The 20,562-nt window shown below is 29.4% G+C and carries 19 protein-coding genes, 1 other RNA gene and 1 pseudogene; 15 read left to right on the top strand and 6 right to left on the bottom strand.

What is annotated here, in order from left to right:
• Positions 1-26 precede the first annotated feature (26 nt).
• The gene (locus Q0V24_RS05315) at positions 27-377 is read left to right on the top strand and encodes a helix-turn-helix domain-containing protein (RefSeq protein WP_297519314.1); all 351 of its coding nucleotides are present in this window, start codon (positions 27-29) and stop codon (positions 375-377) included.
• Between the two features lie 48 nt (positions 378-425).
• Here the strand turns inward: Q0V24_RS05315 and Q0V24_RS05310 are convergent, their stop codons facing one another.
• Positions 426-1,793, bottom strand: coding sequence for a peptide MFS transporter (locus tag Q0V24_RS05310; protein WP_297519312.1), 1,368 nt, complete (start codon positions 1,791-1,793; stop codon positions 426-428).
• A 609-nt stretch (positions 1,794-2,402) separates the two neighbouring features.
• Here Q0V24_RS05310 and ssrA point away from each other — a divergent pair.
• Positions 2,403-2,734, top strand: a transfer-messenger RNA (tmRNA) gene (gene ssrA / locus Q0V24_RS05305).
• 383 nt (positions 2,735-3,117) lie between these two features.
• Here ssrA and Q0V24_RS05300 read toward each other — a convergent pair.
• Positions 3,118-3,528, bottom strand: coding sequence for a hypothetical protein (locus Q0V24_RS05300; protein WP_297519310.1), 411 nt, complete (start codon positions 3,526-3,528; stop codon positions 3,118-3,120).
• A gap of 166 nt (positions 3,529-3,694) precedes the next feature.
• Between Q0V24_RS05300 and Q0V24_RS05295 the strand changes: the two genes are divergently transcribed.
• Together Q0V24_RS05295 and Q0V24_RS05290 are read left to right on the top strand one after the other, a co-directional pair.
• Positions 3,695-4,663 (top strand): tRNA-dihydrouridine synthase family protein, encoded by a 969-nt coding sequence (locus Q0V24_RS05295; RefSeq protein ID WP_297519308.1) that lies wholly within the window; start codon positions 3,695-3,697, stop codon positions 4,661-4,663.
• A gap of 172 nt (positions 4,664-4,835) precedes the next feature.
• Positions 4,836-5,210: a DUF2500 domain-containing protein gene (locus Q0V24_RS05290; RefSeq protein WP_297519307.1), complete on the top strand. Its 375-nt coding sequence runs from the start codon at positions 4,836-4,838 to the stop codon at positions 5,208-5,210.
• 70 nt (positions 5,211-5,280) lie between these two features.
• Here Q0V24_RS05290 and Q0V24_RS05285 read toward each other — a convergent pair whose 3' ends face one another.
• Entirely contained in the window at positions 5,281-6,906 is a 1,626-nt protein-coding gene (locus tag Q0V24_RS05285; protein WP_297519305.1) for a DUF2075 domain-containing protein, read from the bottom strand.
• 141 nt (positions 6,907-7,047) lie between these two features.
• On the opposite strand from Q0V24_RS05285, the gene Q0V24_RS05280 reads away from it, so the two are divergent.
• Together Q0V24_RS05280 and Q0V24_RS05275 are read left to right on the top strand one after the other, a co-directional pair.
• Positions 7,048-7,362 (top strand): nucleotide pyrophosphohydrolase, encoded by a 315-nt coding sequence (locus Q0V24_RS05280; RefSeq protein ID WP_297519303.1) that lies wholly within the window; start codon positions 7,048-7,050, stop codon positions 7,360-7,362.
• A 204-nt stretch (positions 7,363-7,566) separates the two neighbouring features.
• Positions 7,567-7,752 (top strand): annotated as a pseudogene (locus tag Q0V24_RS05275) (peptide ABC transporter substrate-binding protein); the annotation flags it as partial.
• 235 nt (positions 7,753-7,987) lie between these two features.
• Here Q0V24_RS05275 and Q0V24_RS05270 read toward each other — a convergent pair.
• Positions 7,988-8,623: an MBL fold metallo-hydrolase gene (locus tag Q0V24_RS05270; protein ID WP_297519301.1), complete on the bottom strand. Its 636-nt coding sequence runs from the start codon at positions 8,621-8,623 to the stop codon at positions 7,988-7,990.
• Positions 8,624-8,985: 362 nt separating this feature from the next.
• Between Q0V24_RS05270 and Q0V24_RS05265 the strand changes: the two genes are divergently transcribed.
• The 8 genes from Q0V24_RS05265 to Q0V24_RS05230 all read left to right on the top strand — a co-directional run bounded on the left by Q0V24_RS05265 (position 8,986) and on the right by Q0V24_RS05230 (position 16,721).
• Positions 8,986-9,141, top strand: coding sequence for a hypothetical protein (locus tag Q0V24_RS05265; protein WP_297519299.1), 156 nt, complete (start codon positions 8,986-8,988; stop codon positions 9,139-9,141).
• A gap of 58 nt (positions 9,142-9,199) precedes the next feature.
• Positions 9,200-10,093, top strand: a complete 894-nt coding sequence (gene pfkB / locus Q0V24_RS05260; protein WP_297519297.1) for a 1-phosphofructokinase — start codon at positions 9,200-9,202, stop codon at positions 10,091-10,093.
• 165 nt (positions 10,094-10,258) lie between these two features.
• Entirely contained in the window at positions 10,259-10,813 is a 555-nt protein-coding gene (locus tag Q0V24_RS05255; protein WP_297519295.1) for an ECF-type riboflavin transporter substrate-binding protein, read from the top strand.
• Positions 10,814-10,897: 84 nt separating this feature from the next.
• Positions 10,898-12,601 carry an ABC transporter ATP-binding protein gene (locus tag Q0V24_RS05250; protein ID WP_297519293.1) on the top strand — a complete coding sequence of 568 codons (1,704 nt, stop codon included), beginning with the start codon at positions 10,898-10,900 and terminating at the stop codon, positions 12,599-12,601.
• Positions 12,602-13,429: an energy-coupling factor transporter transmembrane protein EcfT gene (locus Q0V24_RS05245; RefSeq protein ID WP_297519291.1), complete on the top strand. Its 828-nt coding sequence runs from the start codon at positions 12,602-12,604 to the stop codon at positions 13,427-13,429. It abuts the gene before it with no gap.
• Between the two features lie 257 nt (positions 13,430-13,686).
• Positions 13,687-14,616 (top strand): hypothetical protein, encoded by a 930-nt coding sequence (locus Q0V24_RS05240; RefSeq protein ID WP_297519289.1) that lies wholly within the window; start codon positions 13,687-13,689, stop codon positions 14,614-14,616.
• 140 nt (positions 14,617-14,756) lie between these two features.
• Entirely contained in the window at positions 14,757-15,251 is a 495-nt protein-coding gene (locus Q0V24_RS05235; RefSeq protein ID WP_297519287.1) for a DUF1648 domain-containing protein, read from the top strand.
• Positions 15,252-15,443: 192 nt separating this feature from the next.
• Positions 15,444-16,721 (top strand): serine dehydratase subunit alpha family protein, encoded by a 1,278-nt coding sequence (locus Q0V24_RS05230; protein ID WP_297519285.1) that lies wholly within the window; start codon positions 15,444-15,446, stop codon positions 16,719-16,721.
• A 50-nt stretch (positions 16,722-16,771) separates the two neighbouring features.
• Here Q0V24_RS05230 and Q0V24_RS05225 read toward each other — a convergent pair whose 3' ends face one another.
• Positions 16,772-17,380: a TetR/AcrR family transcriptional regulator gene (locus Q0V24_RS05225; RefSeq protein WP_297519283.1), complete on the bottom strand. Its 609-nt coding sequence runs from the start codon at positions 17,378-17,380 to the stop codon at positions 16,772-16,774.
• 170 nt (positions 17,381-17,550) lie between these two features.
• Between Q0V24_RS05225 and Q0V24_RS05220 the strand changes: the two genes are divergently transcribed.
• The gene (locus Q0V24_RS05220) at positions 17,551-18,699 is read left to right on the top strand and encodes a macrolide family glycosyltransferase (protein ID WP_297519280.1); all 1,149 of its coding nucleotides are present in this window, start codon (positions 17,551-17,553) and stop codon (positions 18,697-18,699) included.
• A gap of 60 nt (positions 18,700-18,759) precedes the next feature.
• Here the strand turns inward: Q0V24_RS05220 and Q0V24_RS05215 are convergent, their stop codons facing one another.
• Positions 18,760-20,472, bottom strand: coding sequence for a sulfatase-like hydrolase/transferase (locus Q0V24_RS05215; protein WP_297519278.1), 1,713 nt, complete (start codon positions 20,470-20,472; stop codon positions 18,760-18,762).
• Between the last annotated feature and the right edge of the window lie 90 nt (positions 20,473-20,562).

Here is a 20,562-nt window from a genome sequence, read left to right as displayed (position 1 = left end):
GTTGTGTTTTTTAGAAAGGAAGAGAAATGAAAAAAAAAGTAACTTGTGAGATAGAAGTAACGCTTAGTGTTCTAAATGGAAAGTGGAAACCATTAATTTTATATTATTTAATTAGTGATGGTACAAAGAGGTTTAGTCAAGTGAAAAGACATATACATGGAATATCACATAAAACACTCACAGTACAGCTTAGACAGTTAGAAGAGGATAAGCTAATAGAGCGGAAGGTATATATGACAGTTCCACCACAAGTGGAGTATACCACTACAAAGCGTGGTGAGAGTTTATATAATATATTAGAGGCTATGTGTGATTGGGGGTATAAAAATAAAGGTGATGAATATGAGCTTATAAACCCACAGTGTACAGGTGAGTAAATTTAAAAAGGAGCTAGCAAATGCTAACTCCTTTAAATTTATATTTAATTATTCCATCATGTGTGCAATTTTGTTTCTTAGAAGGAATAATACAATTCCAAGTACTATAGAAACTCCAGCGATTAAAGCAAATATATCTGCTGCTCCAAAAGATTCAAGGTTAGATGCTATGAATCCTCCAAGGATACTAGCTACTCCAGAACTTGCAAGCCATGCTCCCATTAGAAGTGAAGCAAGTTTTACAGGTGCTATTTTTGAAACCATTGAAAGTCCGATAGGTGATAAGCATAATTCTCCTACTGTGTTTAGGAAGTAAGTAATTACAAGCCACCACATACTAGCTTTAATTGTAGGGTTCTGTGAACCACCAATAGACATAGTAGCAAATACCATAACTAAGAATCCAAGACCAAGAGTTATCATACCAAGTGCCATTTTTGTAGGGATTTTTAAATCTCCCTGTCTTCTATTAGCAAGTGTGAACCAAATCTTTGCAAAGATAGGTGATAATAAAAGTACAAATATTGGGTTAATTGATTGGAAGAAAGTTACTGGAACTGTGTTACCAAATAAACTTCTATTAGTTAGCTTTTCAGCAAACATTGTAAGTGAGCTTCCTGCTTGTTCAAATCCAGCCCAAAAGAATACTACGAACATTGCAAGTATAAGTATTGCTGCTGTTCTTTTCTTTTCTTGTTTTGTAAGAGGTTTCTTTTCAATTTTTGATCTCTCTTCATTAGAAACTTCTTTTCTACCACCAACATGTGAAAGATATTTAGGAGCAAAGATTATAAATACAATTTGTCCAATTATCATACCAATAGCGGCTGCTAGGAATCCATATTTAAATCCATATTGGATAATTTGTCCGTTTAATTTTGTAGCAAATAAGTTCTCTGCAAGAAGTCCACATATAATAGGGGCTATAAGAGAACCAACATTAATACCCATATAGAAGATAGTGAAAGCTGAATCTTTTCGTTTATCTCCATTAGGATAAAGTTGTCCAACTACTGTTGAAATATTTGGTTTAAAGAAACCATTACCTATAATAAGTGCTGCAAGACCAATATATAATCCTGTATGCCCAGATAGTGCAAATAGCGAAATATTACCAATTGCCATGATTGTACCACCTATTATTATAGAAAGTTTTTGTCCAAGATATCTATCTGCAAGATATCCTCCAATTATAGGAGTGAAGTATGTAAATCCAGTGTATAAACCGTAAATCATAGCTCCTGTACTTACATCAAATCCAAGACCGCCAGCTGCAAAGCTAGTTGTTAAATATAAAATAAGTAAAGATCTCATTCCATAATAACTAAATCTTTCCCACATTTCAGTTAGGAAAAGAAGATATAACCCTGGTGGATGTTTTTCTTTTCTTTTTTGTTCGATTACTGCTGTTGTCAAAAATATCACTCCTATAATTTCATTTATCTTTTATACATTTATATCAATTTAATAGATTATCAATTTAAATGACTTATTATTAATTGTTTTGCCATCTCTTTAACTAAATTGTAACATAATTCGACTCGGTGTGCAAGGACAAATTACAAATGTCCTCCAATGGGGAACGTTTAGTGGGGTTATTATACTGTATTTATAGATATATTAATAGATAAGGTTTTTAGTTATTTAAATATTTGAATATTAAAAGGAAATAATGGAGAGTATATATAGTATAGAAATTATCTAGTTGTTTAGGTAGGATATATTAATGAAGTTTTAATAAAAAGTTACTTAATGTATATATAGAAAGAACTATGTTGAAATAATAGGTAATATAAAAATTAACTTCACAAAAGGGAAGTATTAGTATATAATTAACACTTGTAATAAATAAAAAAGACTCAAACAATTTTCAGTTAACTTAAGTAGTTCGAAATCTTCTTACTAACAAACAACTAGCTTTGATATTTGAACTTGACTTAAGTTGAGTTTTTTTGTATAATTAAATTATAAAACTTAATATAGTAGATAGATTATTAGAAAATCTGTTTACCAACGTGGGGATGTTTTGGCTTCGACGGGGGTAAGAGAGGTTCGATAAGCGAGTAGAGTGAAGCATGTAAACTCTTTAATCGAGTATGCAAAACAATAAACGCAGAAGATAATTTCGCGTTAGCAGCTTAATTTAGCCGCTCATCAGTCCCGACTCCTACGATTGGGGTAGCTGGTGTCATTAAGTAGGGAACCGAGTTTAGCAAAGCTTTGAGCTAGAAACGGAATTTATGAAGCTACCATAGGAACAATTTTGTTATTGGAAGAGTTCTGAGGGAAATAGTAACCAATGACTACACTCGTAGAAAGTCTTACTAATCTACTTTCGGACACGGGTTCGATTCGTTTAGACAGAGTCGCCCTAGGGAGTGATCCTTAGAGGAAAAACTTGGCTTTATCGGTGAAACCTTAACATGAGAATTTAATTCTTGATGATGGCAATACCGAGAGGTATGTGAAGAAATTCAACAGCCTCGTATCGACTTATAGGTTCCTAAAAAGAGTAATCTTCATGGAATACTAGGATGGAAGTTTCAAACTATATTATAGCTTCCATAATACGCCAAGAATCTTCAATCAATTTTGAAGATTATCATATAGTCAGGGCTATAAATTTTGTTTGTAAAAATGAAATTTGAAGATATCAGAATGATATTTTTTGGAAACAGTAGTATGCCACCGACCCGTCATCTCCACCATATAAATCATAGCTTTTGTGCTATGATTTTTTTTATTTATAAGAGGCAAATTCTTTGTAAAACTCTTCTTTTTCAAGAAGCATAGCTTCTGTATATCTACCATTTCTAGGTGTTAAATCTTTATATTTGCTTAAGATTAAGTTAGCCCTTTTCTTTTTACTATGAATAATTAAGTATTGTGAAACTTCTTTAAGTAAATCAATTGCTTGATTTCTTTCTAATATGTATGTAAAACAATCTTTATGCTTTTCTTTATTATAATTTGTTTTTCTAGTTATTTTTCCATGCCCGATAGTTTCTTTTAAATATTCTAATAATTCTATTGTAGTAGATGGTACTGAAACAACGGGTGCTCTATGGGTATTCCTTGAAAGTTTAGTAAGCAAAATACTTCCTTCTCCATCTATTATTCCAGCTATATATGCTGCATCTGTTTCTTTCATAAATAAATCCTCCAAAATTAAAGTTATTAATATTATTGCCAAAAATAGATAACTTTAATATTCAATAAGTGAAAATATTAGTATAGTGTGGTATCATATTTCTAGCAAAAGAGAATTATAGTAGTTTGATTTTAGAATTGCATAAGATAGATGAAGGAGATACTACATGAAATATTACTTAGCACCACTTGAGGGAATTACAGGATACATATATAGAAATGCTTACAAAAAAGTTTTTGGTGACATTGATAAGTATTTTGCACCTTTTATAGTGCCTAATCAAAGCAATAAGTTTAAAACTAAAGAATTAAGAGATCTACTACCAGAGAATAATGTAGGGATTAATTTAGTTCCACAGGTACTTACTAATAATGCAGAGGGATTTATTTTTACAGCAGAGAAGCTTAAAAGTATGGGATATGATGAGATTAATATAAATCTTGGTTGTCCATCTGGGACTGTTGTTTCAAAGGGAAGAGGTTCAGGCTTTTTGGCATATCCAGAAGACCTTGATAGATTTTTAGATGAGATATTTAAAATTGATGATATGAAAATTTCTATAAAAACTAGACTAGGAAAAGATGAGCCAGATGAATTTTATGAGCTTATGAGGATTTATAATCAATATCCTATGGAAGAGCTTATTATACATTTAAGAACTAGACAGGATTTTTATAAGAACAAACCTAATTTGGAAATGTATAGACATGCCTTAGAGGTAAGTACAAATCCTGTATGTTATAATGGGGATATTTTTTGTACACAGGATGATAAAAAGATTATAGAGCAGTTCCCAGAAACAGATAGAATTATGCTTGGAAGAGGTATAATTTCTAATCCAGGAATTATGGGAGAAATAAAACACAATAGACCGTTAACTAAAGAGAAAGTTAAAGAGTTCCATGATGAACTTTTAAGTGGATATACAGAATTATTTAAAAATGATCAAAGAGTAATTTTATTTAAAATGAAAGAAGTATGGGCATATATGAATTGGGTGTTTTCTGAACACACCAAGTATGCAAAGAATATAAGAAAGTCACAAGACATTGTAGGATATAAACGAGCTGTTGAAGCTTTATTTAGAGAACAAGATGTTGTAGCAGGTGCTAGTTTATTTAAAGAGAGAATATAACAAAAGCTAAGCGCATAGTTAAACCTACAAATGGTTTTGACTATGCGCTTAGCTTTTATTTTAAATATCTTTTAATATGTTAAAAAAAATGTCGATTTAAATGAATGGAAAAAAGTATTTTTATAGCATATATTTATATAAATATATAGAATAGGAAGGGGAAATATTTACTATGTCTGGTGGCTTTGAAGTTATGTTTTTTATAGTGTTTTTATTTGTAATTGGAGTAATTATGACAAGTGTGATTAAAGGGATTGGAACTTGGACAAAGAATAATAATTCACCAAGATTAATGGTTAAAGCTAGTATTGTATCTAAAAGAATAAATACAAAACATCGTAATCATGCTGTTGGTGGAGATATGAGTGGTTCACAAGGTTACCATAGAACAACATCAAGCACTTATTATATTACTTTTGAGGTAGAGAGTGGAGATAGAATGGAATTTCATATTAGTGGAGAGGAATATGGTCTATTAGTTGAGGGCGATTATGGAGAGTTATCATTCCAAGGTACTCGTTACTTAGGATTTGTTAGGGAAAGATAGAAGTTGTTAAAAGACTTTTTTTGTTTGAAAATATAGAAATGCACATTGAAAATTCTCAATGTGCATTTTATTATTTGTATTCAATTTCTTTTAAGGAATCTAAAATTTCTTTAGCTTGTACATCTGATATATAAGTATCAATAAATTGTTTAAAATAGTTTCTAAGATTTTCATCGCAAATATAAATATAAGTACCTTTAATTCCTCTTGTTAGAATAGTTTTATAAATATTAATTATATAATTATGAAGTTCTGATTCTACTTTGATAGAGTTTTTACCAGTTGTATCAAAATATTTTGATTTATTTACAATTAGTTGATCATCTTTATAGCTTATTTCATGACCAATTATAATTCCAGTATAGTTTAAATCATATCCTTGAGTTGTATGAATACAACCAACTTCGTTTATTGCATTAGGTGTATTTATCCAGTCTTTATTTGTTGAGTTCCATTGAAGGTTAGTATCTTGAATAGTTATGTCATAAGCATTTTTGTCTTTTTTAGATTTCCAATCCCAAGCATAACCTGCAATAAGTCTACACAAACCCAATTTTTCATTTTTGAGTTTTATCATTTCGTGCATTTCTGAAATATTATCAAATAGAAGAAGTTCATAATTATTAAAAGTGAGTTTTTCTTCTTGAGTTTGTCTTAAAATATTTTGGATATAATTTATATAATCTCCACCACCGAGAACTCTCATTTGTGATGTTATTTTATGCATTTCGAATTTGATTTTTTCAAAGTCTTCAGCCCTTACATCTGATGGCTTTATTGATTGGTTTTTATCATAACAAAGTATCATATGTTTGCAAGACATATTAATCCAATCGAGCTGAGTACCCTCATTTATATCAAGTCCAAGTTTTCTATTTGTATTATCAAAAGCACCCATAGCAGTTATATTAACTCTTCGATTGAGTCTATGGGCTTCATCGACTATAAGGATATCATAGTCATTTTTAGTAGCATCAGAAGGACTAAGTACCATATTTGATTTTAAATTTTTTACTGATTTAAAAACATTACTTAAAGTTGACCTAAGTGAAGTCATAGGGACAACTAGTCCAATTTTTAAATGTTTAGTTTTTTTAAGTTCTTTTAAATACTTTAAAAGATAAATAGCTACAATAGTTTTACCAGTACCAGGTTCACCTTGTATCATATGTTTGCTTTGGGTATTATGAATTATACTAGAAATAATATCATCAGCAACGAGTGACTGTTCAGCGGTTAATGCCTTGTAAGGAGAGTATTTGAATAAGTCACTATTACGGATTTCAAATAATCCTCTTGTAACTATATTTTTCTCTTTAAGCTCATCCCAAATTTTATCAAATTTTTCATTATAAAAATCTTTTTTATAGTAACTGTGATTACTAAGACCACCATTACCATTTTGTAGTTTATATTTAGCATCCGCGGACATATACTCAATTAGTAAAGATTCTATATTTAAAGTAGCAGATTTATTGAAATCAGTATCTGCAATAATATCTATTGTATCAAGTTTAGTTCTTTCAGTGTTTTTTCTATGTTGAATACTACGATTATATACTCTTGTTGATTCACCAACATAAGCCTCTTTATCATTTCTGATAATATATACAACAGGCCAATTTAAGCCATACTCATAATTTTTGATTTTATCGAGTTCATCTTCTTTGTAGTCAAAAGTTTTAATTAGTCCCATATATACTCCTTAATTTTTAAATTACTGTATAATAATTATATAACTATTAGTTAAAATTTACTAATTTATAGTTGGTATATACAAACTATGGATATTATAAAAGAAGAGTATGAAATTTAAAAACAAAGGAGAGAGAAAAAAATGAAGGAAACAAGAGAGAGAGTTAGAAAATTTAGAGACGATAGAGAATGGTCGCAGTTTCATTCACCAGAAAATTTAGCAAAAGCAATTAGTATTGAGGCTAGTGAACTTTTAGAAAATTTCCTTTGGAATAATAATTTTGATAAAGAAAAAGTTAATGAAGAGCTTGCTGATGTTATTATATATTGTATGCATATGGCAGATTCTCTTGGCATTGATATAAAAGATATCATAAATAGTAAAATGGATAAGAATGAAAAAAAGTATCCAGTTGAAAAGGCTAAAGGGAATAGTAAAAAGTATACTGAATTATAAAGAATAGATAAAGTAGAAATAAAATATGGATACAAGTTTCCTAAGGACTATTGATGAAGAATTTAAACAAGATATGGGAAAAGATAAAAATGAGTAAAGCTAAAAAATAAATAATTTTAAAATAGAAAATTAATTTATTCACCAATATACTAAAGGCCTTATAAAATCAAAACCTATTGTAGGAAAAAGAGTTGATAGATTATATTCAATAGATGGGAAAGACAAAGAATAGTTATAGCGAGGGCAATAGCACTTGCACAAGAATTTATAGTAGTCGATGAACCAGTTTCATCACTTGATGTTTCTATACAAGCACAAATAATTAATCTGTTTAGTGATTTAAGAAAAGAAAAAGGACTAGCTTATCTTTTTATATCACATGATTTAACTTAATTTGAATAATGGCAATATCATCAGTAGCTGCTATTGCAGGGCAAGGACCAAAGGCTACATTTACAAAATCAGGATAACAGGGGGAGAAGTTTCTTTATAATTTTAACAATAGGGATGTTATATTATGTAGTGAAAAAAATAATTAATAATAAAATGAAAGAGAACAATATGCAGTTAAGCTATTGTTCTCATTTGAATTTGTATAAAAGTATAAAATATAATTTTTAGAGGATTATTTCCAAGCATTATAATAAGGGTTATACTTCTTTTCAAAACCTATACTAGTGCTAGCGCCGTGAGCAGGGTGAACTCTTAAATCTTCATTTTGACTATTTATAAGTCTAACAATACTTTCTTTTAAGTCATTCATATTACCAGTTTTAAGGTCTGATCTACCTACTGCACCTTTGAAAAGGGTATCTCCAGAGAACATATCATTTTCAAAGATATAGCAAACTCCACCCATAGTATGACCAGCAGTTGGAACAAAAGTAATTTCTTTATCGCCAAGAGGCAGTGTATCTCCATCTTTTAATTTGATGAAACTTCTACCATCAAGGTTATAGTGTCTTACAATTCCACGCTCTTCATATAGGTCGTTGTAGTTATACATGAATAAATCGTATTCTTTTTCATACATATATATTGGAACATCAAAAGCATCAGTCGCACTTATATGGTCTAAGTGTGAGTGAGTTAAAATAATTCCTTTAACAGTTAAGTTATTATCAGCTACAACTTTTTGAATCTTTTCTTTCTCATATCCAGGGTCTACTATGTAACATTCCCCTTGATAATCAACAATATAAGTATTCATTTCGATATATTGGTCTTTGTATATTTCACCTTGTACTTCTATTTTAAACATAAATAATCGCTCCTTAAGTTTTAATAATCTATAAGGAATAATAATATTAATAAATTCATTGACAACTAAATTTATATATTATTAAAGTAACAGATTTTTGGGGCTATAAAGTAACAAATTAGCTTTGTTTTAAGTTAGTAAGTTTTTCTGTATAGCTAATAATAGTATATTCAAAAAACATAAATACTATTGCAGATATAAAAGATGCTTATGAGAAAAAATAAGATGTATTTTCATTTCAAAATACAACTATAAATAATCCTATCTATTACATTGAACAAGTTAATTTTGGAGGATATTTTGGTGAATCACAGTATGATAATTATGGGGATGTAAAGGTAGATGGTCAAGGAGATTTAGCTATGCTATTAGTTAGATCTAAATCTAATCCATATACAAAATCGGAATTTAATGGAGCATTTCCACAACTTGGAATTATATTATCAGGAAATAAACTTATAACACATGGTGGTGGTATAGGTGGTACTTCTATAAATGACTGTAGTAAGGTGAATTAAGTAGAAAAGTTTGATAAACTAAGATTAAAAAGATAAAGAGTTTATTGAGGTGAAATTTATGATATATACAATAACATTCAACCCTGCACTTGATTATGTAGTTAAAGTTGATAGTTTAAAACTTGGAGAAGTAAATAGAAGTAATCAAGAAGAAATATATGCTGGTGGTAAGGGAATTAATGTTTCTATAGTTTTGAATAATCTTGGTGTTAAAAGTAAAGCACTTGGATATATTGCTGGATTTACTGGTGGTGAAATTGAGAAACGAGTTAAGGAGTTTGGATGTGATACAGATTTTATAAAGCTTGAAAGTGGAATGTCTAGAATTAATGTAAAACTTAAATCAAATAAAGAGTCTGAAATTAATGGTAGTGGACCTAGTATATCAAAAAATGATTTAGAGAAATTATTTAAAAAATTAGAAAGTTTAAAAGAAAATGATATTTTAGTTTTAGCAGGAAGTATTCCAAGTAGTTTGCCTAGTAATATATATGAAGTAATAATACAAAAGTTTGATGATAGAGGTATTAAATTTATAGTAGATGCAACGGGGGATTTACTTAGAAATGTATTAAAATATAAGCCGTTTTTGATAAAGCCTAATCATCATGAACTTGCAGAGTTATTTAATGTAGAAATAAATTTAGATGAAGAGATAATAGTGCAAGCTAAAAAACTTAGAGAATTAGGAGCTAGAAATGTTTTAATATCTATGGCTAGTGATGGAGCTATTTTAATTACAGAGGATAATGAAGTTTTAAAAAGCAAAGCACCTAAAGGAGTAGTTATAAATTCAGTAGGTGCAGGAGATTCTATGGTGGCTGGATTTATAGCTGGATATTTAGAAAATAATAGTTTGGAAAAAGCTTTTAAACTTGGGATTCTAGCAGGAAGTGCTAGTGCTTTTTCTAGTGGGCTTGCAACTAGAGCAGAAGTGGAAAAATTACTATGAGATATATAATGCGAAAGATAGATGAACTTTTTGAAAGTTTGTCTATCTTTTTTTTATATATTTTATTGTATTAAGAGGTTATTTATTGTAATATAAAAAAGGTATTAATTTATGTCGAAAAAAAGAATATAAAATAACAGAAATCTACTTTTAAAGGAGATTAAGATGAAAAAAGGATTAACTATTAATAAAGTGGTTGCTATTGGTATTGGTGCTGCTGTATTTATGATACTTGGTCGTTTTGCAGCAATTCCTACAGGGATTCCTAATACAGAGTTTGCTACATGTTATGCATTCCTTGCTCTTATGGCAATTATATATGGACCTAAAACAGCTTTTGCTATTGGATTTTTAGGACATACTCTAAAAGACTTAACTTATGGCTCACCATGGTTTAGTTGGATTATTGCCTCAGCAGTTATGGGACTTATTATTGGTTTTGCTAGTAAGCGAATTAATATTTCAGATGGTATTTTTGAAAAAAAGCAAATGATTATATATAACATATATCAAGTAGTCGCTAATGCTATCGCTTGGGGATTTGTTGCTCCAACTTTAGATTTTGTTTTATACAAAGAGCCAATAGAAAAAGTCTATATACAAGCAGCAGTTGCTGGTGTAGCAAATACAATTACTTGTGGAATACTAGGTACAATACTTATTTACTCATATTCAAAAACAAGAATTAAAAAAGGTAGTCTTAAAAAGGAATATCTTTAATGGAGAGAATACCAGATAGATTTATTTTGGTATTCTATTTTTATTTATAGCGAAAATTATTTTAAGTAACAGGGGGAAGAAAGATTGAAAAAAACAGTCATTGAGTTTAAAAATTTCAGTTTTCAATATAGAGCGCAAGAGTGTCCAACTTTAAATAATATAAATCTTACAATTTATGAAGGTGAGAAAATTTTAATAGTAGGACCTTCAGGTTGTGGAAAAAGTACAATTACTAACTGTATAAATGGACTTGCACCTTTTTTATATGAAGGTGAGATTAAAGGAAGTTTAAAGGTTAATGGGAGAGAAACTAGAAATAGTGATATTGCAGGATTATCAAATGAAGTTGGAACAGTTCTTCAAGACCCTGATGGGCAGTTTATTGGGCTAACAGTAGCAGAGGATATTGCTTTTAAGCTTGAAAATGAATGTGTACCACAAGAAGAGATGATAAGAAGAGTTGATATGGTTTCAAAAATTGTAGGGGTAGATACTTACCTTGATGCTTCACCACATAGTCTGTCAGGTGGGCAAAAGCAGAGAGTCACTCTTGCAGGGGTTATGGTTAGCGATGCAAAGATACTTCTTTTTGATGAGCCGCTTGCAAGTTTAGACCCTGCAACTGGGAAAGTTTCTATTGAACTTATAGATAAAATTCATAAGGAAAATAATAAAACTATTATAATTATAGAGCATAGACTTGAAGATGTTCTTCATAGAGATGTTGATAGGATTATAGTTATGCATGAGGGTGAGATACTTGCAGATATAAGCCCAGATAAACTTTTAGCAAGTAATGTTTTAATTGAAAATGGAATTAGAGAACCACTTTATGTAACAGCATTAAAATATGCAGATATTCCTGTAAAAGAAGAGATGAAGCTTGCTAGTATTAATACTATAGAGCTTGATGAATATAAAGAGAAGCTTAGAAATTGGAGTAGTGATGTTGAAGAGATTGCTATAGCAAAGGAAAGTGAAGTTATATTAGAGTTTAAAAATGTAGATTTCTCTTATGATAAAAAAGGTAAGCAGATTTTAAAAGATGTTTCATTTAAAGTAGAAAAGGGAGAAATACTTAGTATAGTTGGAAGAAATGGTGCAGGTAAGTCTACAATTTCAAAGCTTATATGTGGATTCTATAAACCAACAAAAGGACAAGTTCTTTTTGAAGGCAAAGATATGATAAAAGATTCTATTAAAGAGAGAGCAGAGAATATAGGAATAGTAATGCAAAATCCAAATCAAATGATTTCTAAGCCTATGATAATGGAAGAAGTAGGACTAGGCTTAAAGGTTAGAGGATTTAGTGAGGAAGAAACAAAAGAGAGAGTTATAGAAACACTTAAAATATGTGGGTTATATCCATTTAGAAATTGGCCTATATCAGCACTTAGTTATGGTCAAAAGAAGAGGGTAACAATAGCTTCTATCTTAGTTTTAAATCCTAAAGTTATTATTCTTGATGAGCCAACAGCAGGACAAGATTTCAAACATTACACAGAAATTATGGAGTTCCTTGTAGAGCTTAATAAAAAAGGAGTTACTATAATAATGGTTACTCATGATATACACCTCATGCTTGAATATACTGACAGAGGGATAGTCCTAGCAGGTGGGCAAAAGATAGCAGAGGATATAGCATCTAATATTTTAACTGATGGTGATGTTATAGAAAGAGCTAATCTTAAAGAAACTTCACTTTATGAACTTGCAGTAAAACTAGGGTTTGAAAAACCTAGAAATTTAGTTAATAAGTTTATAGAAGTTGATAGGAGGGCAAGATAGATGCAAACTATGCTTGAATATTCAAATAAAAATTCATTTGTACATAAACTTACAGGTGCAGCTAAGATATTATTTTTACTAGCTTATATACTAGCATCAATGATAAGTTATGATACAAGACTTTTAGTAGGACTTTTAGTTTTAAGTATTATTATATTTAAAGTTTCAAAAGTTGAGTTTAAAGAAATATCATTTGTATTTTACTTTATAATAATATTTCTTGTAATAAATACAATAGCAATATATCTTATATCACCATATCAAGGGTGTGAGATATATGGTACAAAAACAGTATTATTTAAGATAACAAATTACTATCAAGTAACATCAGAGCAATTATTTTATCAACTTAATTTTGTACTTAAATATTTACTAATAACACCAATGGCACTTATATTTATGGTTGCAACAAATCCAAGTGAATTTGCAGCATCTTTAAATAAAATAGGTGTGAGTTATAAAATTGCTTATTCAGTAGCAATAGCACTTAGATATGTACCAGATATTCAAAGAGAGTATCATGATATAGCATTTGCACAACAAGCAAGAGGGATAGATATGTCTAAAAAAGCTAGTGCAATAACTAGAGTTAAAAATGCTTCAGTAATTATAATGCCACTTATATTCTCTAGCCTAGAAAAGATAGATAAAATAAGTTGCGCTATGGAAATAAGAGCATTTGGAAGTAAAGAAAAACGTACTTGGTATAGTGGGAAGAAGTTTGCAAAGAGTGACTATGCAGTTATGATATTTGGGCTTTGTCTTGTGATACTAGCAGGGTACTTAGTATATGTGAATGGTGGAAGATTCTATAATCCATTCATTTAGAATAATAACAGGGAAACTATGCATTTAATTTGTGCATAGTTTTTTTCTTTAATTAAGTTTAAAAATAATTAAAGAAGGTTATATCTAAGGTAGTTGAAAATAGTAATTTAAGAAGAAGTTAAAGGATATGTTAATTTTCCTTTGAAAAGTAGATTTTTATTTTAGTTTGATTTAAAATAAATATGTAAGAAATTTTTAATAAATATGTAATATTTTACTTTAATAAAATTTAGTTTAAGTATAGGGGAGATTTTTATATGAAAAATAAAAAGATTGGTATTATAATTTTAGGGTTAGTACTTGTAGGTGGAGTAGCTGGTGGGTATAGTTATAAATCACATATGAAAGAAGTAAAACAACAAGAGTTAGAAGCTCAACAGGCACAGGAAGTTAAAGCTAAAGAAGAACAAGTTAAAGTTCAAGATACAAAAGAAGTTGAAGAAGATAAGGTCAAAGTATCAGGGCTTAGTGATAAGCATATTGCAGAGTCTAAGGTAGAGAAAGAAGATGTGATTAATTCTAATTTTAAATCTAAAATAGAGTCATATGTTTCAGAATTTAGAAAATCTGGAGATGATATTCAAGGTTTTATTGGAAAGTTAAATAGTATAGACACTAAAAGTTTGAATACACAGGAAAAAACACTATATGATAATGTAAGACGAGCAGCAGGTGAGTGGAGTGATTTAAATTCTGTTTATAGTCAAATTAGAATGGCTGGTGATGGTTCTATGGAGGAGATTGTTAAATATAATTCAGAAGATTCAATAAATGAATCTAAGAAAGTTATTGATAAGACAGATGTTAAAAACATAATATCTACAGGAGTAATGTCTAAAGAAGCTGTAGATAAAGAAATTTCATTTTTAAAAGAATATATAGAGAATAAAGAGCAAGATGTAAAAAAAGAGAAAGAAGAAGAGCTGCAAGTAAAAGTAGAACATGCAAAGTTAAAAACTACACAGGAAAAAGAAGAATTTTATTACAATGAAATTAAGACTGCTAGACAAAGACAGATGGATTATATCAACTCTATTAAAGATCCAAATACAAAGCAATCAGTACAATCATCTATGGCAGCAGCTATTGCAAAGGAAACTTCATTAGAGTTAAAATATCCAGAAGACTCTAAAATTATACAAGCAAGTTTAACAAAAGTTCTTGAAGGAGCAAAATTAAATAATTAATTTATGAAAATGTAGAGGTGAAAAAGTTATTGATAGTAACCTTTTTTTATAGAAAATGACACATATAAGTAATGAGGAATAGGAAGCTTGATAGTATAATGATATATGTAGAAAAAGGTTTATTTTAGGAGGAAGAAAGTTTGGCTAGATGGAGAGCAAGTGGAATATATAGAAAAATAAATATTGTGGTAGACATAGTAGCAGCTATATGGGTTATTTTATTAAGTATTATAAGTTATAAATTTTGGGTAACTGCACAAGCTATGATACCAGCTCATTTTAATGAGGTAGGAACTGCTGACCATTATTTATCAAAGAATTCATTATTTATTATTGTTGGGATTTCTATTGGGGTATACATACTATTATTTATTATGAGTACATATCCTAACTTGGAAAAACATTTAATTAAAATAACAAAGAATAATAGGGATAGACAGTACAATTTAACAAGTACATTTTTAAAAATTTTAAATCTTGAAGCTATACTTTTATTTGTGTCATTTCAAATGAAACTTATAAAGTCAGCTGAGAGTGGAATAGCGAGTATAACAGATATAATAATACTTGTACCGGTTGTAGCAATACTTATCACAACGGGTATTTATGTAGCACTTATATTTAAAGAAAAGTAAAGCACATAATTAGGGTATAGAATATATTTAGTAAAAGGGATTTCTTATAATTATGAGAAATTCCTTTTTTATATAGATATAGGTTAGAGTAAAATGTAGAAAAATAGTTAATTGAACAACTCTATGTAAAAAATCTTCGTAAGATGTTATTATTATATTAAGAAAAAATGGACAAGTTGGAGGACAATTTTAATGAATAAAAATACATATAAATTATATATTCAAATTTTAGAAGAGGAACTTATACCAGCAATGGGCTGTACAGAGCCAATTGCAATAGCTTTTGCAGCAGCTAGAGCAGCGGCAGTTTTAGGTGAAGAACCTACTAAAATAGTTGCAAAGTGCAGTGGTAACATAATAAAAAATGCTATGTGCGTTACTGTTCCAAATACTGATGGATTAGTTGGGATAAAGGCTAGTTCTATAATTGGAGCAATCGGTGGAGATGCAGATAAAGGTCTTGAAGTTATAAGTAAGGTAACTCAGGAGCATAAAGATAGAGCGAAAGAATTAATGGATACAGATTATTGTACTATAGAAAACTTAGAGGAAAATATACCTCTTCACATTCAAATGGAAGTTTATTCAGAAAATCATAGTGCTATGGTTGAAATAAAATTTGCACATAATAACATATCTAAAGTTGTTAAAGATGGAAAAGTTGAATTTGAAGCAGATGAGGACCCTGAAAAGTATCTTGGTGTTTTTGTAGATAGAAGTATATTATCAGTTAAAGATATATATGAGTTTTCAAATACTGTTGATATAAAAGATATTAAATCTCTTATGGATACACAGATAGAATATAACATGAATATTTCAAAAGAAGGTATGAGTGGAGAGTATGGAGTTGGTATAGGTAACATAATTTTAAAAACTGGAGATAAAAATAATGTAGTTACTAAGATGAAAGCTTATACATCGGCAGCATCAGAAGCTAGAATGAGCGGGAGTGCAATGCCTGTTATGACTAACTCAGGTAGTGGAAATCAAGGAATGACAGTTTCAATCCCAGTTATTTTATACGTTAATGATAAAAAAATGTCAGATGAAAAATTATATAGAGGGCTTGTATTCTCTAATCTTATAACTATTCATGAGAAAGCTGGAATAGGTAGATTATCGGCATTTTGTGGTTCAGTTGTTGGAGGATGTGCAGTAGGTGCTGCTATAACTTATCTTGAGGGCGGAAGTTTAGAACAGATAGATAAGGCAATAGTAAATACTTTTGCAAATATTTCAGGAATAGTATGTGATGGGGCTAAACCTTCATGTGGGTCAAAAATAGCAACTTGTATAGATGCTGGTATGATGGCACACTATATTGCTATGGAGGACAAGGCATATGACTATAATACAGGGATTATAAAGGGTGATATAGAAGAAACTATTTCAGCTATTGGAAGACTTGGAAAGTATGGAATGCAAGGAACAGATAAAGAGATATTAGAAATTATGATAGAAGATTAATATAGTAAGAAAGCATTTGCATTTGCAGGTGCTTTCTTACTATATTTAGTTTATGTATTCTTATCAATAATGTTTTTAACAACATTTATTGGTCCAGTTCTTGTCATATAGAAGAATAATTTTGCCATATCTTTTTCTTCTTCTTTCATACCAGTTTTAATCCAATCTTTCATTACATCAAAATAAGCAGCAGAAATATAGATAAATGAATAGTGTAATCCAGCAATATTATCAGACTCACTTGGCAAAGATTTTTTATCACGAAAAATTTGTTCAATATGTCTTTTGAATTTATATTCAAAGTTAGCATTTGAATTATTAATTATTACAGCTTTTAGTAATTTAGACTTCTTTTTAAAATATCTAAAGTTTTCTTCTATTTTATTAATTACAAGTTCTGAGTAAGGCTTATTGCTAGGATTTATCTTAGGACTATTCATAACTTCTTTTAATTCACTCATAATAGTATTTTCAATAAATTCGAGTAAATCATACTTATCATTATAATGTAAATAAAAAGTACCTCTACTGATATTAGCAGCTTTTACTATGTCGGTTACTGTTATATTGTTAAAAGATTTTTTATATAATAAGTCTATAAAATAATCTTGGATTTTTCTATCTGTTGTTAAGAATCTTTTATCATTTTTTTCTGTCATTAGAAATTCTCCTATTTTAGCTAACTTTTTGAGTATTATATATAGTATATATTTTAATTGTTGAACAAATCAAGTCTAAGTGTTCATTGAGTTCTATAGTATTTAAGTTATAATGATAAAAAAGAAGACAAGAAATTAAACAAAAGATAAAAAAATAGGATGTGAAATTTATGGCAAGAGGATTATTTATTATTTTTCCAGGGCATGGACATGTGAATCCAACAATTGGATTAGTAAGTGAACTTATAAATAAAGGTGATGAAGTAGTATATATTTCATCTGATGAATATAGAGAGAAGCTAGAAAAAGTAGGTGCGAAGTTTAAAGGGTATACAGGTATTAATATGACATCAAAGAATGCTGATATACACAAAAAGTCTTTAGATTTAGCATTTGAGGAAGATGGAGAATTTGATTATATAGTGGTAGATCCATTTATAAATCCGGGAACAAAAATAATTAAAAAATTTAATATTAAAAAAGTAATACAGAGTGTAACAACATTTGCACTTAATAAAAATATGTCACAACGTATATTTGAATATAATCAAAAAAGAGGTTCTGTAGAACTTGCTAAAATGCTTAAAGATAAATTCTTTACAGGATTTGAAGAGATAAATAAAGAGTATGGAGTAATAGCACCAAAAAGCATGGTGGAGGTAATGAAAGGTGTAAATTCTGATTTGAAAATTGTGTTTACATCAAGATATTATCAACCAGAGGTTGAAAGTTTTGATGATACATATAAGTTTGTAGGACCATCTATTTTTGATAGAAAAGAGCTTAGTGATTTTAAAATAAGCAATCCTGATAATAAAAAACTTATATATCTTTCACTTGGAACATTAGCTAATAAGAATTTTAGCTTTTACCATGAAGCTTTTAAAGCATTAGGAGATAATAATGATGTTAAAGTTATAATGTCTATTGGAAAAGGTAATAAAATAGAAGAACTTGGACAAGTTCCTAGTAACTTTGATATATATAATTATGTTCCACAACTCGAAGTGTTAAAACAAATAGATTTATTTATAACACATGGTGGGATGAATAGTTCAAGTGAAGCTTTATATAATGGTATACCACTCATAGTAGTTCCACAAATGGCAGAACAACCAGTTGTAGCAGCTAGAGTTGAAGAACTTGGTGCTGGAATTAACCTTATAGAAAAGCAAACTGCTAATGATATAAAAGAAGCTGTTGAAGCTATTTTAAATAATAGTAGTTATAAAGAAAATGCTATTAAGATAGGTGAATCACTAAAAAATAGTGGTGGATACCAAAAGGCTACAGAACTTATACACGAGATATTAAAATAAAAAATTATAGTAAAAATAGCTTTAGAAGAAATTCTAAAGCTATTTTTATATAGTTATAAATTATTGGGGTGAAAGTCTTTTTTCTTCTCTTTGTTTAATTAATAGCCCATAAAGTAAGTCTGCAATTTCTTTAACTGATTTATCACAGTAATACTCATTAATTAAATTATTAGCTTCAATTGGATCATTTGTTAGATTATACATCTCAAAGTCTTCAATCTTATCAATTCTATTAATAGTATAAATATCAACCTCGCAAAGCTTATCGGATACTCTTTTATCAAGAAGTTTATCTTCTTTGTTTGGCGATGTCCAAAGTTCGCTGTTATTAAAGTATCTAGAAAACTTCCATTTTTCACGATAGTTAGTCTCAGTATTTTTTAAATAAATGATTATGGTTTCTACACTGCTAGGTTCAATAACTGCTTTATAGGTTTTTCCTTCAAAAGTTTCTTGATGTTGTCCTTTTGTTGGGTCATCATCAGTCATAAAGTAAATTCCTTCTGAAAATTCAGGAGAGTCACAACATTTATTGAACAAAGGTGTTAAATCTCTACCAACAGGTTTTAAAGCTTGAGTATGTGTTTTTTTAAGTTTTAATCTTGTAGTAGCTTGATCTATATTCGCAAGTGAAAGTAATGTTGGAAGTAAATCTACATGGCTAGTTATAGCATCAGTACACTGATAATGGTCAAATAATTTTGGGTTATGGATTATAAGAGGTACGTGGGTTGTTTCTTCATATGCTTGATACCATTTTTCAAAAAGACCACCATGTGAGCCACCAAGATCTCCATGATCAGAAGTGAAAATAATAATAGTATTTTCATAGAATTTAGACTTTATAAGTGCATCTAAAACTCTTTGCATTTGTGTATCAGCTTTAAGCATCAAAGAATAGTAAAGCTGTCTATATTCTTCAGTATCTAAAGATGGTTGAAAAGCTTCTTGATATACTTCTTTATACGATTTTTGACATCTTGGTTTAGTTGATAAATCCTCATGAGAAGTAGGGGCGCTATCTATATGAGGAACCGAAGGATCAATAGAAAAATTAAAATCATCACTAAGTCTACTTATTTCACCATAGAGTGTTATATCATGAGGGTTAACAAAAGAAGTAGTCATAATCCAAGGTTCTAAAGAATCATTATCATTAAGTTGTTCTATAAGTTCAATTGCTTCATTAGCAAAAATAACATCCCTGCCAGATATCATTTTAGGTGATGATGAACCAGAATTTGCAGGTAAATCACCAAATGGTTCAGGACCAACCCATCCATTAAAACCATAAGGAAGAAGTTTATTTGCTTTTAAGTATCTTTCTTCGCCAAGAGGAGAGGGAATGCCAGAATTAATATCATAGCTTAAATATGATGGGTGATTAGGAGCAGGATTTATAATATCAGCTTGAGATGCATGCCATTTTCCTTTCCAAAAAGTTGAATAACCTGCTTGTTGAAAATAATCTCCAAAAGTTGGTACGGTGTTAGGATCAAGCCAAAACATATCTGAGTCAAAATCATCTTTTGCAGCACCGGGAGTTTGGCTTACACCATGAAGTGAGGGATACTGACCAGTATAAATACTAGCTCTACTTGGTGCACAAGCAGTACTTGCAGCATAGTGGTTTTTAAATTCAAATCCATTTTGCTTTAAAAGAGTTTGAGCTTTTAAGTATTGAGTACGCCATTCTTTAGTAGCTTTACTCTCATATATTGTTGGAAATCTTTCTTCATCTACCATAAGAATTAGTATATTGGGTCTTTGCATATAGAAGCCTCCTAATAATTTTTTATATTTTACATTTTATGAATTTTAATGATAAAAAATGTTTGATATTAAATTATTAAGCATGTTTAA

Source organism: uncultured Clostridium sp. (genome assembly GCF_947039605.1).
GTDB lineage: Bacteria > Bacillota > Clostridia > Clostridiales > Clostridiaceae > Sarcina.
Note: the sequence above shows the minus strand (reverse complement) of the source record. Positions and strands in the feature narration are given on the sequence as shown.